At 71.6% G+C, this 13,111-nt stretch carries 14 protein-coding genes and 1 riboswitch; of the genes, 8 read left to right on the top strand and 6 right to left on the bottom strand.

Annotation, left to right across the window (positions count from 1 at the left end; genetic code table 11):
* Positions 1 to 24: 24 nt before the first annotated feature.
* The 3 genes from IE242_RS26790 to IE242_RS26800 all read right to left on the bottom strand — a co-directional run bounded on the left by IE242_RS26790 (position 25) and on the right by IE242_RS26800 (position 2,086).
* Positions 25 to 498 carry a C40 family peptidase gene (locus IE242_RS26790; RefSeq protein ID WP_189863632.1) on the bottom strand — a complete coding sequence of 158 codons (474 nt, stop codon included), beginning with the start codon at positions 496 to 498 and terminating at the stop codon, positions 25 to 27.
* A gap of 3 nt (positions 499 to 501) precedes the next feature.
* A riboswitch (cyclic di-AMP (ydaO/yuaA leader) is annotated at positions 502 to 671 on the bottom strand.
* A 442-nt stretch (positions 672 to 1,113) separates the two neighbouring features.
* Positions 1,114 to 1,443 carry a hypothetical protein gene (locus IE242_RS26795; protein ID WP_189863634.1) on the bottom strand — a complete coding sequence of 110 codons (330 nt, stop codon included), beginning with the start codon at positions 1,441 to 1,443 and terminating at the stop codon, positions 1,114 to 1,116.
* Positions 1,444 to 1,450: 7 nt separating this feature from the next.
* Entirely contained in the window at positions 1,451 to 2,086 is a 636-nt protein-coding gene (locus IE242_RS26800) for an ATP-dependent Clp protease proteolytic subunit (protein ID WP_189863637.1), read from the bottom strand.
* A gap of 157 nt (positions 2,087 to 2,243) precedes the next feature.
* Here IE242_RS26800 and IE242_RS26805 point away from each other — a divergent pair, with 157 nt between their 5' ends.
* The 8 genes from IE242_RS26805 (at position 2,244) to IE242_RS26840 (ending at position 9,161) form a co-directional block, all read left to right on the top strand.
* The gene (locus IE242_RS26805; RefSeq protein WP_189863640.1) at positions 2,244 to 2,519 is read left to right on the top strand and encodes a type II toxin-antitoxin system Phd/YefM family antitoxin; all 276 of its coding nucleotides are present in this window, start codon (positions 2,244 to 2,246) and stop codon (positions 2,517 to 2,519) included.
* 186 nt (positions 2,520 to 2,705) lie between these two features.
* Complete coding sequence (locus IE242_RS26810; RefSeq protein ID WP_189863642.1) at positions 2,706 to 3,008, top strand: urease subunit gamma; 303 nt, start codon at positions 2,706 to 2,708, stop codon at positions 3,006 to 3,008.
* 17 nt (positions 3,009 to 3,025) lie between these two features.
* The gene (locus IE242_RS26815) at positions 3,026 to 3,337 is read left to right on the top strand and encodes an urease subunit beta (protein WP_189863644.1); all 312 of its coding nucleotides are present in this window, start codon (positions 3,026 to 3,028) and stop codon (positions 3,335 to 3,337) included.
* On the top strand, positions 3,330 to 5,051 hold the full coding sequence (locus IE242_RS26820; protein ID WP_189863646.1) for an urease subunit alpha: 1,722 nt from the start codon (positions 3,330 to 3,332) through the stop codon (positions 5,049 to 5,051). Before IE242_RS26815 ends, IE242_RS26820 begins: the two co-directional genes overlap by 8 nt.
* An 8-nt stretch (positions 5,052 to 5,059) precedes the next feature.
* Complete coding sequence (locus IE242_RS26825) at positions 5,060 to 5,734, top strand: urease accessory protein UreF (protein WP_189863649.1); 675 nt, start codon at positions 5,060 to 5,062, stop codon at positions 5,732 to 5,734.
* A gap of 218 nt (positions 5,735 to 5,952) precedes the next feature.
* Positions 5,953 to 6,636, top strand: coding sequence for an urease accessory protein UreG (gene ureG, locus IE242_RS26830; protein ID WP_189863651.1), 684 nt, complete (start codon positions 5,953 to 5,955; stop codon positions 6,634 to 6,636).
* Positions 6,633 to 7,403, top strand: a complete 771-nt coding sequence (locus tag IE242_RS26835) for an urease accessory protein UreD (protein ID WP_189863880.1) — start codon at positions 6,633 to 6,635, stop codon at positions 7,401 to 7,403. The genes ureG and IE242_RS26835 overlap by 4 nt, the downstream gene beginning before the upstream one ends.
* 171 nt (positions 7,404 to 7,574) lie before the next feature.
* Positions 7,575 to 9,161, top strand: coding sequence for an alpha/beta hydrolase (locus IE242_RS26840; RefSeq protein WP_189863653.1), 1,587 nt, complete (start codon positions 7,575 to 7,577; stop codon positions 9,159 to 9,161).
* A 50-nt stretch (positions 9,162 to 9,211) separates the two neighbouring features.
* Here IE242_RS26840 and IE242_RS26845 read toward each other — a convergent pair whose 3' ends face one another.
* The 3 genes from IE242_RS26845 to IE242_RS26855 all read right to left on the bottom strand — a co-directional run bounded on the left by IE242_RS26845 (position 9,212) and on the right by IE242_RS26855 (position 12,440).
* Entirely contained in the window at positions 9,212 to 10,240 is a 1,029-nt protein-coding gene (locus tag IE242_RS26845; RefSeq protein ID WP_229859470.1) for an NAD-dependent epimerase/dehydratase family protein, read from the bottom strand.
* Positions 10,241 to 10,313: 73 nt separating this feature from the next.
* Positions 10,314 to 11,027: a lysophospholipid acyltransferase family protein gene (locus IE242_RS26850; protein WP_189863655.1), complete on the bottom strand. Its 714-nt coding sequence runs from the start codon at positions 11,025 to 11,027 to the stop codon at positions 10,314 to 10,316.
* 354 nt (positions 11,028 to 11,381) lie between these two features.
* On the bottom strand, positions 11,382 to 12,440 hold the full coding sequence (locus tag IE242_RS26855) for a hypothetical protein (RefSeq protein ID WP_189863657.1): 1,059 nt from the start codon (positions 12,438 to 12,440) through the stop codon (positions 11,382 to 11,384).
* Positions 12,441 to 13,111: the final 671 nt, after the last annotated feature.

The following is a 13,111-nucleotide window of genomic DNA, read 5'->3' on the forward strand; positions in this document are numbered from 1 at the left end:
CCGGCCGCCGCACCGCCGGGCGGGTCAGGCGACCCGTCCGTACCAGACGCTCTTCGTCCAGATCTTCGACTTCCGCACGACGTCACCGGACTTCGGGGAGTGCCAGATCTTGCCCTTCCCCGCGTATATCCCGACGTGGTACACGTCCCGGCCCGAATGGAAGAAGACGAGGTCTCCGAGCTTGCGTTTCTTGGCGGAGATGTGCTTCGTCCTGTTGTACTGCTGTGCCGCCGTTCGGGGCAGCTTCTTGCCCGCCTTCTTGTAGGCGTAGAGCGTGAGACCGGAGCAGTCGAACCTGCTCGGACCCGTGGCGCCCCACGCGTACGGAGCCCCCTTCTTCGACGCCGCGACCTTCACTGCCTTCGTCGCCGCCGAGGCAGCCTCGGCCTGGTCGGCGAAACCCGGGACCACGAGGCTGCCGCCCACGGCGGCGATGGTGAGGGCCGATGCGGTGCCGGCCCGGCCGAGCAGCGACGGGACACGATTGAGCGCAGTCATGCGCAACCCTTCGTCAGCCGCCTGTGAAGGATGACCTGTCGGATTCGGGCTGGCGAAGTAGCCCGGCCGCGCGCTGCGGCTTCACCCCAAGGGCTGCTCGGAACGGCCGTTCCGGCGACCCGTCGTGCTTGGGTCCTCCACTCCTGCCGATCCACTTCTGTCGACCCGTCATCCGGGCGGTGGCAGGACTCGGCGTCCACCCGGACCGCCCCGCCGCTGTGGCGGGGGCTTGTCGTCGGAAGGGATCTTGACGCACATCTGTCGTAAATGCCGAGCGGAAACGGTGATTTGTGGGGTTACTCACCACTCACCCGTTCGGGTGGACAGCTCTGTGCGCCGCTGCGGGACCGGGGTCGCCGGGATGGCCGTACCAGGAGCGGAGCAGGCGTTCCGCCCCTGGTGTAGGCGGTGTGCGCAACTTCTGCGGGGCCCTGAGAAGGACGGGACGCTAGGCCGTTCGTGGGTATGCAGTCTGGTCCGCGCGCGTCGCGGGCCGGATGCGCCGTCGGTGAGGTGTGCGCCCCAAGCCGTGCCTTCCGCATCACCTGGCGTCGACCGTCACCTCGCGCCGACCCTCACCACGCGTCGACTCGGGGCGCTGCGAGCCGACTCGGGTCACCTCGCACCGCCCCCGAGCCGATCACCCGGTTCCGGCGGCAGTGCCACGCGGGCCGTTCGCCGCTCCCCGTCGAGGACCCGCAGGGCGCGTGCGAGGGTCGGGGCGTGCACCTCGTTCTCACCTCTGCTGTGCATCAGTTCCAGCGCGTCGCGCAGGGCCGCCGCCCTGTCCACCAGGGCCTGTGCGGCGCGCAGTCCCCGGTAGGTGTCGCCCGGGCGCGCCGGGTTGATCCGGCCGAGCGAGTCGACCACGTCGAGGTAACGGTCGATCAGCTCCGCCTCGGCGCGGGTCAGCGCGGGCAGCGGCGGCAGTTCGGGGGGCAGCATCGGCGGCTCACCTCGTCCCGGACGGGCCGCCGGGGTTCCTCCGGCTCGGGACGACCCGGTCCACCAGGCCGTACGCCACGGCTTCCGCGGCGTCCAGGATCCTGTCCCGCTCGATGTCGGCCCGCACCTGCTCCGGGGTGCGGCCGGTGTGCCGTACGAGCATCTCCTCCAGCGTCCTGCGGGTGCGCGTCAACTCCTCGGCCTGGATGACGAGATCGCTGGTCTGTCCCTCGACCGGCGCGGGCAGCGACGGCTGGTGGATGAGCACACGGGAGCCGGGCAGGGCGTTCCGCTTGCCCGGGGTGCCGCCGGCCAGCAGCACCGCCGCGGCCGAGGCGGCCTGGCCGAGACAGTAGGTCTCCACGTCGCAGGAGATGTACTGCATCGTGTCGTAGACGGCCGTCATCGCGCTGAACGAACCGCCCGGCGAGTTGATGTACAGCGAGATGTCCCGGTCCGGCGCCGCGTGTTCGAGGAGCATGAACTGCGCCGTCACGTCGTTCGCCGCCGTGTCGTCGATCGCCGTCCCGAGGAAGACGATCCGTTCCTCCAGCAGCTTCGCGTACGGATCCAGTGTCCGTGGCCCCATGCTCGTGTGTTCGGTGAACTCGGGCAGGACGTGGCGGGCGGACGGTCGGTCCATGGAGGGCGCCTCCTCTGGTCGCGTCGTGTCGCGTTCCGTAAAAAATGTACAGGACGTACGTAGACAGGGAAGGGGGCATGCTGAGAGCGAAACCGGTGGCGGAAGCGGTTCTCCCGGGCTCCAAGGGCCGTCGGCACCCCGGTCTAAGCTGGACGCCATGGCCTACGAGATTCCGGTGACGCAAGCCAGGGCAGAGCTCGCCGACCTGATCAACCGCGTGGTGTACGGCGGCGAGCGCGTCGTCGTGACGCGGCACGGGAAGCCCCTCGTCGCCCTGGTCTCCGCCGCCGACCTGGAGCGGCTCGAGGAGGCGGCCGCGGCTCAGGAGTCGATGGCCAGTTCGGTCTCGCATGTGCGCGAGGCCTCGTCGGCGCCGCGTGAACGCCAGCGGTTCGGGATCGCCGCGGAGCACCGGGGGACGGGGCCGGCGTGAGGGGCGGCTCATGATCGTCCGGGCATGTCCGGGGGATCGGGTCGGCCACGCGTGCGAACAGATGTCCGTTAACGTCGCCGAAACGAGCCCCGATTAGCCTGCGCCCACGTCACCAGGCACTTTCCAGGGTGGCCGCGGCAGCCGGACCCCGCACGGTCCGGAGCGAGGACTGTGAGGTGGGACGCCGTGCAACTGACCCCGCACGAGCAGGAGAGGCTGCTGATCCACGTGGCCGCCGACGTGGCCGAGAAGCGCCGGTCCCGCGGGCTGAGGCTCAACCATCCCGAGGCGGTCGCGCTCATCACCTCGCACATCCTCGAGGGTGCCCGCGACGGCCGTACCGTGGCCGAACTCATGGCCTCCGGACGGAAGCTGCTCACCCGCGACGACGTCATGGACGGCATCCCGGAGATGATCCACGACGTGCAGGTCGAGGCGACCTTCCCGGACGGCACCAAGCTCGTCACCGTCCACGACCCGATCGTCTGACGGGGGAGGGGCTGTCCGTGATCCCTGGAGAGATCCTCTTCGCCGAGGAACCGATCGTGTACAACGCGGGCCGCGAGGTCACCCGGCTCACCGTCCTCAACGCCGCCGACCGGCCCGTCCAGGTCGGCTCCCACTACCACTTCGCCGAGGCCAACCCCGGCCTCGAGTTCGACCGCGCCGCCGCGCGCGGCAAGCGGCTGAACGTCGCCGCCGGCACCGCCGTGCGCTTCGAGCCCGGCATCCCCGTCGCCGTCGAACTCGTCCCCCTCGCCGGCGCCCGCGTCGTACCGGGACTGCGCGGGGAGACCGGAGGTGCCCTCGATGCCTGAGATCTCGCGTGCCGCCTACGCCGACCTGTTCGGCCCCACCACAGGTGACCGGATCCGGCTCGCCGACACCGATCTGCTGATCGAGATCGAGGAGGACCGCAGTGGCGGCCCCGGGCTCGCCGGTGACGAGGCGGTGTTCGGGGGCGGGAAGGTCCTCCGCGAGTCCATGGGCCAGTCGCGGGCCACACGCGCGGACGGCACCCCGGACACCGTGGTCACCGGAGCCGTGATCGTCGACCACTGGGGCATCGTCAAGGCCGACATCGGCATCCGCGACGGCCGCATCACCGGCATCGGCAAGGCGGGCAACCCCGACACCATGGACGGGGTCCACCCGGACCTGGTCATCGGCCCGGAGACCGAGGTGATCGCGGGCAACGGCCGGATCGTCACGGCCGGTGCCGTCGACGCGCACGTGCACTTCATCTGCCCCCAGATCGCCGACGAGGCGCTCGCGGCCGGGGTGACGACGCTGGTGGGCGGTGGTACCGGACCGGCCGAGGGCTCGAAGGCCACCACGGTCACGCCCGGTCCGTGGCACCTCGCGCGGATGCTGGAGGCCATGGAGCAGTACCCGCTCAACATCGGCTTCCTCGGCAAGGGCAACACCGTCTCGCACGAGGCGATGCTCTCCCAGATCCGCGGCGGCGCCCTCGGCCTGAAGCTGCACGAGGACTGGGGGTCGACCCCGGCCGTCATCGACGCCTCGCTGACCGTCGCCGAGCGGACGGGCATCCAGGTCGCCATCCACACGGACACCCTCAACGAGGCCGGATTCGTGGGCGACACCCTCGCCGCGATCGCCGGACGCGGCATCCACGCGTACCACACGGAGGGCGCGGGCGGCGGGCACGCGCCGGACATCATGACCGTGGTGTCGGAGCCGCACGTCCTGCCCAGCTCCACCAACCCCACCCGGCCCTACACCGTCAACACCGCCGAGGAACACCTCGACATGCTGATGGTGTGCCACCACCTCAACGCGGCCGTCCCGGAGGACCTGGCCTTCGCCGAGTCCCGGATCCGGCCGTCCACCATCGGGGCGGAGGACATCCTCCACGACCTGGGCGCGATCTCGATCATCTCGTCCGACTCCCAGGCCATGGGGCGGGTGGGAGAGGTGATCCTGCGGACCTGGCAGACCGCCCACGTCATGAAGCGGCGGCGGGGCGCGCTGCCCGGGGACGACCGCGCCGACAACCACCGCGTACGTCGCTATGTCGCCAAGTACACGATCAACCCGGCGCTCGCGCAGGGCCTCGCGCGGGAGATCGGGTCCGTCGAGACCGGCAAGCTCGCCGACCTGGTGCTGTGGGAGCCCGCGTTCTTCGGTGTCAAGCCGCAGCTCGTCCTCAAGGGCGGACAGATCGCGTACGCCCAGATGGGTGACGCCAACGCGTCCATCCCGACACCGCAGCCGGTCCTGCCGCGGCCGATGTACGGGGCGATCGGGCGGGCGCCGGCCGCGAACTCGTTCAACTTCGTGGCACCGCTCGCCGTCGAGGACGGGCTGCCGGAGCGGCTGGGGCTCGGGAAGCGGTTCGTCGCCATCGAGTCGACGCGCGGGGTGACCAAGGCCGACATGCGCGAGAACGACGCGCGGCCGGACGTGCGGGTCGATCCGGACAGTTTCGCCGTGCACATCGACGGCGAGCTGGTCGAGGCCACGCCCGCGGCCGAACTGCCCATGGCCCAGCGCTACTTCCTCTTCTGAGGCCGGCGATGACCAGGGCAGCACTACTGGTTCTGGCCGACGGCCGTTTCCCCGCCGGAGGGCATGCGCACTCCGGCGGGGCGGAGGCGGCCGTCAGGGCCGGGCGGATCACCGGTACGCCGGAGCTGGAGGATTTCTGCCGGGGGCGGCTGCACACGGCCGGGCTGGTCGCGGCCGGGCTGGCCGCTGCGGCAGCGGCTGGTATGGACCCGCTGGAGCTCGACGCCGCCGCGGACGCCCGAACGCCGTCGTACGCGCTGCGCGGCGCCGCGCGGCGGCTGGGACGGCAGCTGATGCGGGCGGCGCGGGCCGCCTGGCCCTCGGGTGAACTCGACGCACTGGCCCGGGCGTTCCCCAAGGGTGCGCATCAGCCGGTCGTGCTCGGGCTCGCGGCCCGCGCCGCCGGGCTGGGGCCCGAGGACGCGGCGTACTGCTCCGCGTACGAGAGCGTCAGCGGGCCGGCGACCGCGACGGTGCGGCTGCTGAGCCTGGACCCGTTCGACGCGACGGGGGTGCTGGCGCGGCTGGCGCCCGAGACGGACCTGGTGGTCCGGCGGGCGGTGGAGGCGGCGCGGCGGGCGGTCGACGAAGGGGTCGACGCGCTGCCGGCGGCCTCGGGGCCGCTGTCGGAGATCGGGGCGGAGGGGCATGCGGGGTGGGCTGTGCGGTTGTTCGCTTCGTGAGTGTGCTCGCCCCCGCCGCCCCCGCCCTCCCCCAAGCTCTCGGCTTCGCTCGAGCAGGGGGACCCCCACCGTCCCCGGGGGCCCCGCCCCCGGACCCCCGTGTCGGCCTGGTCGGCCTCGTCCTCGGACGCCGGACGGGCCGCAGTTTCCCGGACCGGGCTGAGAGGCACCGTCCAAGGCCTTCCAGCCCAGTCTCGATCACCACAGGAGCCGCTCGTATGCACCTCGACCACCCCCACACCCACGACAGCCCCTCCGCCGTCAGCGCCGACGCCCGTCGTCCCGACGGCACCCGCCGTGCCCTGCGCATCGGCCTCGGTGGTCCCGTCGGGTCCGGCAAGACCGCCACGGTCGCCGCGCTCTGCCGGGCCCTGCGCGACGAGTTGTCACTGGCCGTCGTCACGAACGACATCTACACCCGGGAGGACGCCGAGTTCCTGCTCCGTGAGGCGGTGCTGCCGCCGGAGCGGATCACCGCCGTGGAGACCGGCGCGTGCCCGCACACCGCGATCCGCGACGACATCTCCGCGAACCTCGAAGCGGTCGAGGACCTGGAGGACGCGGTCGGGCCGCTCGATCTCGTCCTCGTCGAGTCCGGGGGTGACAACCTCACCGCCACCTTCTCCAAGGGGCTGGTGGACGCGCAGATCTTCGTGATCGACGTCGCGGGCGGGGACGACATCCCGCGCAAGGGCGGGCCCGGCGTCACCACCGCCGACCTGCTCGTCGTCAACAAGACCGACCTCGCCCCGTACGTGGGCTCCGATCTGGCCCGGATGGCAGCGGACGCCAAGGCGCAGCGCGCCGAACTGCCCGTGGTCCTCCAGTCGCTGCGGAGTGAGGACGGGGTCACGGCCGTCGCCCGGTGGGTGCGGGAGCGGCTCGCCGCGTGGACGGCATGACGACCGCGGCCACGGGCGGCGTACGGGCCACCACGCGGATCTCGGCAACGGCCGACGGGCGGGGCGGCACCGCGCTGCCGGTGCTCGAGGGCGAGGGGCCGCTCGCCCCGCGCCGCACCCGGGCGGTGAGCGGCGACGAGGCGCGCGTGATGCTCGTCGGCGCCATGAGCGGGCCGCTGGGCGGCGACCACTTCACCGTGGCGGCGGCCGCCGGCGCCGGGGCCCGGCTGCACGTGGGGTCGGCGGCGGCCACCATCGCCCTGCCGGGCCAGACCAAGGGCGGGGCGCGCTACGACGTACGGCTCGAGGTCGCCGCCGGAGGCGAGCTGCGCTGGCTTCCCGAGCAGCTGATCTCGGCGGCGGGGAGCGAGTTGTACGTCTCCTCGCACATCGGCCTCGCGCCCGGTGCCCGGCTGGTGTTCAGGGAGGAACAGGTCCTCGGACGTGCGGGGGAGGAACCGGGACGGCTCACCAGCCGGCTCACCGTGCGCCTGGGCGGACGGCCGCTGCTCGACCAGGAGGTGGCCTGCGGGCCGGGCACACCGGGCGGCTGGGACGGACCCGCCGTGCTGGGCGGGCACCGCGCGCTCGGTCAACTCCTCGTCGTACGGCCCGAGTACGAGAAGGACGTCCCCGAGGCCCGGCTGTTCGGGGAGTGCGCCGCGCTCACTCCGCTCGCCGGGCCCGCCGTCCTGGTCACCGCGGTCGCGGGCGACGCGCTGCGGCTGCGCCGGGTGCTCGACGAGGCCCTGGCCGCGCTCGGCTGACCGGGCCGGCCGGTTCGGGGGTGCGTACCGGTGGGCGGCACGACGCGCACCGGTTATCGGATGAGCAAAAAAACGTCCGCATGTCTGTTCACAGGTGTGTCACAGCCGCGAGGATCCCACCTGTCCGTTCCTGTTTCACACCACCACTCGGGGAGTTCCCACTTGAGAGGCATGCGACCGACAAGGCGGGCCACGGCGCTCGGTTCCGCCGGAGCGTTCGTCACGGCGACCCTGATAGCCGGCGTCGTGACCGCGCCACCGGCCGGCGCGGACGCGCGCACCGGTAAGGACGCGGAGGCCCGCGGGGTCGCCGTCGCGGCCGCCCGGGCCGCCGAGAAGGGCATCGACTGGCGGGACTGCCCCGAGGACTGGGGCCTGGAGAAGCCGATCCAGTGCGGCTGGGTGACCGTGCCGCTCGACTACGCCAAGCCGAACGGCAAGCAGATCAGGATCGCCGTCGACCGGATCGGCAACACCGGGACGAAGGCGGAGCGCCAGGGCGCGCTCATCTACAACCCGGGCGGCCCCGGCGGTTCCGGCCTGCGCTTCCCGCGCCGGGTCACCACCCAGGCCCCCCTCTGGGCCGACACCGCCAAGGCGTACGACTTCGTGGGCTTCGACCCGCGCGGCGTCGGCCACTCGACGCCCATCTCCTGTGTCGACCCGCAGGAGTTCGTGGCGGCGCCCAAGATGGACCCGGTCCCGGACTCCGAGGCCGACAAGCGCGCCCAGCGCAAGCTCGCCGCCGAGTACGCGGACGGCTGCAAGGAGCGCAGCGGCTGGATGCTGCCGCACATGACGACCCCGAACACCGCCCGCGACCTCGACGTCGTCCGCGCCGCGCTCGGTGAGAAGAAGCTCAACTACCTCGGTGTCTCCTACGGTACGTACCTCGGCGCCGTGTACGGCACGCTCTTCCCGGGCCATGTGCGCCGCATGGTCCTCGACAGCGTCGTCAACCCGTCGCGCGAGAAGATCTGGTACCAGGCCAACCTCGACCAGGACGTCGCCTTCGAGAGCCGCTGGAAGGACTGGACGTCCTGGGTCGCGGAGAACGACGCCGCCTTCCACCTCGGCGACACGCAGGCGAAGGTCCAGGCCGAGTGGGAGGAGCTGCGCGCCACCGCCAAGAAGGCCCCGCTCGGCGGGGTGGTCGGCCCGGCCGAGCTGATCTCCTTCTTCCAGGGCGCCCCGTACTACGACTCCTCCTGGGTGCCCACCGCCACCGTGTGGAGCCAGTACGCCGCCGGTGACACCCAGGCCCTCGTCGACGCCGCCGCCCCCGACCTCACCGACACCGCGGGCAACGCCGCGTCGGAGAACGGCAACGCCGTCTACACCGCCGTCGAGTGCGCCGACGCCAAGTGGCCGACCAGCTGGAAGACCTGGGACCGTGACAACACCCGGCTGCACAAGGACCACCCGTTCATGACCTGGGCCAACGCCTGGATGAACCTGCCGTGCGCCACCTGGAAGTCCAAGCAGCACACGCCGGTGGAGGTGACGACCAAGAAGGGTCTGCCGCCCGTCCTGATCGTCCAGGCCGAGCGCGACGCGGCCACCCCCTACGAGGGCGCCGTCGAACTGCACAAGCGGTTCAAGGGCTCCCGCCTCATCACCGAGAAGGGCGCGGGCTCGCACGGCGTCACCGGACTGACCAACCCGTGCGTCAACGAGCGGGTGGACACCTACCTGCTCACCGGGAAGACGGACCGGTCCGACGTGACCTGCGCGCCGCACGCGGTGCCGAAGCCGTAGTCGTAGTCGTACGACGAAAGGGGGGCCGACGGGCGTCGGCCCCCCTTTCGTCACTTCGTGCCGAGCCAGGCGTCCTCCGCCGCGTAGTCGAAGAGGTCGCCGTACGCCCCGAACATCTCCGGGTACGCCTCCCGCCAGTCCCGGCCGGCCAGCCGGCGCTCGATCCACTCGACCGTCTCCGGCAGTGTCTCGGCGTACCGGGCCACCGGGCGGTCGCCGAGCTCGCGCCGCGCCGCCGACATGTCGCACACCACGGGCGCCGCGACGGACCACGGGGTGTCGCCCACCGACGGGGCCGGCGGCGGGCCGTCGGCCAGGACGGTCTCCGTCTCCACCCCCATCACCGCGTCGATCGCGGCGGCGATCTCGGCGACCGTCGGCGCCTCGTCGTCGCAGGCGTTGAGGACCCGCGATCCCGGGCGGGCCGCGGCCAGGCGGATCAGCTCGGCGAGCGTGTGCACGCTCACCGGGTGGAAGCGGCTCCCGCCGCCGTACGCGAGGACCCGTCGCCCGCGGCCGTCCAGGTTCCGCTTCACGAAGTACAGCTCGCGGGGCATACGGCAGTGCGGCCCGTACACCGCCCCCGCGCGCAGCACCGTGGTGGGCAACCGGTCGCCGGCGGCGAGGAGTTCCTGTTCCAGGGCCACCTTTTTCGTGCTGTACGTCGACTCGCCGGGCGCCACCGTGCGCTGCGTCTCCGGGATCGGCACCGGGTACTCGGGGAAGCCGCCCGGCTCGGCCTGCGTGTCGAAGCCGCGGCCCTTGTCGTCCTCGTACACCGAGACGCTGGAGATCACCACCGCCGAGCCGACGCGTCCGGCGAGGGAGGTCAGCTGCCGGGCGTGCCGGGCCCCGTGGGCGACGATGTCGACCACCAGGTCGCAGCCGTCGCCGGCCACCGCGGCCAGCGCCGTGTCGTCCTCGCGGTCCAGCCGCACCGCCCGCACCTCGTCGGGCCAGGCCCCGTCCCGACCGCCGCCGCGGGACGCGGCCGTCACCTCCCAGCCGTCCCGGACGAGGGCACCCACCACCGGGCGCCCGATCTGGCCTGTCGCTCCGATCACCACAGCACGCTTCATGAGGTGACCGTAGGGGGCCGGACGTCCCGGCCCCCAGGTCTTTCTGCTCGCAGCAGAGCGGCCGGCCGGTCCGTCAGCTCAGCGGCATCCGCGGGAACCTGCGGGCCCTGTCCTCGGTCTCCGCCTTGGCGACGGCCGCGTACGTGTCGACGTACTCCTGCTCCGACAGCATCAGGATGGCGTACATGATCTCGTCGGTGACGGCCCGCAGGACCGCCTTCTCGCTCTCCAGGCCGGCGTAGCGGGAGAAGTCCAGGGGCTTGCCGAAGCGGATGACCACCGGGTGGATGTGCGGGATCTTCCGGCCGGGCGGCTGCGCCTCGAAGGTGCCGATCATCGCGCAGGGGATCACGGGCACCCGCGCCTTCAGGGCCATCACCGCCACGCCGACCTTGCCCTTGTACAGGCGGCCGTCGTGCGAACGGGTGCCCTCCGGATAGATGCCGAGCAGCTCGTTCCTCCGCAGCACGCCGAGGCCCTCGCGGATCGCGGCCCGGCCCGCCTCCTTTCCGGACCGGTCGACCGGAATCTGCCCGGCGCTGCGGAAGAACGCGGCCGTCAAGCGGCCCTTGACGCCGGGACCCGTGAAGTATTCGGCCTTCGCCAGGAACGTGATGCGCCGCTTCAGTACCGCGGGCATCAGGAAGTGGTCCGAGAACGACAGATGGTTGCCGGCGATGATGGCCGGGCCCGACGCCGGCACATGGTCGAGTCCCTCGATGCGGGGACGGAAGACCAGTCTCAGCAGTGGCCCGAGGATCACGTATTTGAGCAGGTAGTAGAACAAGGGGGTCGCTCCTCACTCTGGCGGATCGGCTCAACCGCCGCGTTCTAGCAGGTCAGCGGGTGTGTGATGAGGTGTCAGTGTAGGTGCGCGCGCGGTCGGCCGGAACCGTTCCGGAACCGGGGCCGCGGCGCCGCTCCGGCATCGGCCCCGACAAGAGGCATTCACCCATTCTGGTCACTGCCGTTCCGTGATGGGCATCAGCTGGCTGAAGTTGCCAGAAAAAGGCGACCACTCGATGCGCGGAATAGCGCCGGAAACGGATGGCGTCGACGTGTGTTCCTGAGTCTTTTCGTTTGGCTCGGTGCGGACTTCGGCGAGCCGACACGATGTCTATTAACCGCGGAGATCCAGGCTCTACACTATGGGTCGCTCGTAGGGGGATGTATGGAGCAACAGATACGGCTGGCCGGTTCGGCCAAACAGTTCTTGCGCGAGATGGGGAGAGCCGAGCGTCAGGAATTGGCCGATGCGCTCAGAATTGCCTTCGGTGGGGACCATCACTTCCCGGTCGCGAGGGTGCGCATGACGCCCGACGGATTCCGCGCCATGCTGCTGTCCATCGGTTACCTCGTCGTCTTCCGGCAGATGGACGAATACGAGGTCAAGCAGTACGACACCGAACGCGGCGTCATGATCATGGACGTGCTGACCGCGAGTGAGGCCCAGCCCTTCTGAGCCGCACCGCGCCGGTGGCGGGGGGCAGCGCCCGGCGGGGGCCGCCAGATGGATCCGCACGTCGACGGGGTCCTGCGGCTTCGGTGGGCTGGATGCGTAGGCGAACACGCCGATGGCGACGGCCGCGACGAGTGCCGCCCAGGTCAGCCGGGTCTTCATCCGCCGGTACAGGTCCAGTGTCGCGTAGTAGTTGGCGCACTGGACCACCTCGCGTGCCGCGGAGCGCAGTTCCGCCGCCCGTCGCACGGCCGCTTCGCGGGACGCGGGGTCGGCGGCGGTATGGATCTTTTCGTCGGCCTCGCGGAGCCGGCGGTGCAGGCCGGGCAGATCCGGGGCCGCGTGACCGTACAGCTCGTGCCGGTTGTCCTCGATCCGCTCGGCCACGCGGTCGAAGCGTCGGCGCCGTTCATGGCCGGGTACGTCCGTGAGCTGTGACTCGATGTCCCGGTCCGTGAAGGTGTTGAGGGTGACCCAGTCCTGGGTGAGGACGGCGGAGGCGCTGCTCGCCATGTACCCCAGGGTGGCCAGCGCGGTGCCGAGGCCGGCGAGCGCCGCCCACAGCCGCCACGAGGTCGGTGGCAGCGCTCCGATGCCGGTGAGCTGCAGGCCCGCCGTCAGCGCCGCGGCGATCCCGGCGAAGGCCGTGAGCAGCCACTTGGCGGTCGAGCGCAGTGATTCCAGGGCGGCGGCGTACCCCGACCCCAGTCCAGGGCCCTCGGGAACGGAGCTGTCGGCCATCGTGATCCCCGTTCGACGACAAGCCGGGAATGTGTCGTCAACGGTTGACGACGCTCTCTCGGAGCGTACAATCTGGAGTGCATCGCGAACAACAGCCGCTCTCGGGCACATTGCACGCGGGGCGTTGCCGGCCCGGGGGGAGTCACCCATGCAGACCATCGGCATCCGGGAGGTGTCCGGCGATCTCATCAAGGCCGCCGCCAGGCGCGGTGAGGTACTGGGGATCACCAACGGACGCGTCCTCGCCGGGGTTCTCATGCCTCTGCAGCGGACGACGGTGGAGCGTCTGGTCGACCAGAACCTCACCCGCATCCTGCAGAACACCAGGGAAGGGCAGCAGGACGCGGCGGCGGGCGGTTCCGTCGAACTGGGGGAGCTGACCGCAGAGCCTCCCCGTCCCGCGGCCCGCCGGGCCCCGGCGAGGGTGACGATCCGGCAGCTGTCCGGAGCGCGCATCGAGGAGGCCGCCGCGGCGCACGAGGCGCTGGTCGTCACCCATGGCGGCGACGCCGTCGCGCTTCTCGTCCCCGTCACCCTGCAGTGGGTGGAACAGCTCGTCGAGCGCAACCTCTCACGCATCCGCCACAGCATCGAGCGCGGGGAGCGGGAGATCGCGACGGGCGGGCAGGTGCCCACCCTCGACGAGCTGCTCGAGGAGGGCGACACCAGGG

Source organism: Streptomyces poonensis, assembly GCF_014650915.1.
Lineage (GTDB): Bacteria > Actinomycetota > Actinomycetes > Streptomycetales > Streptomycetaceae > Streptomyces > Streptomyces poonensis.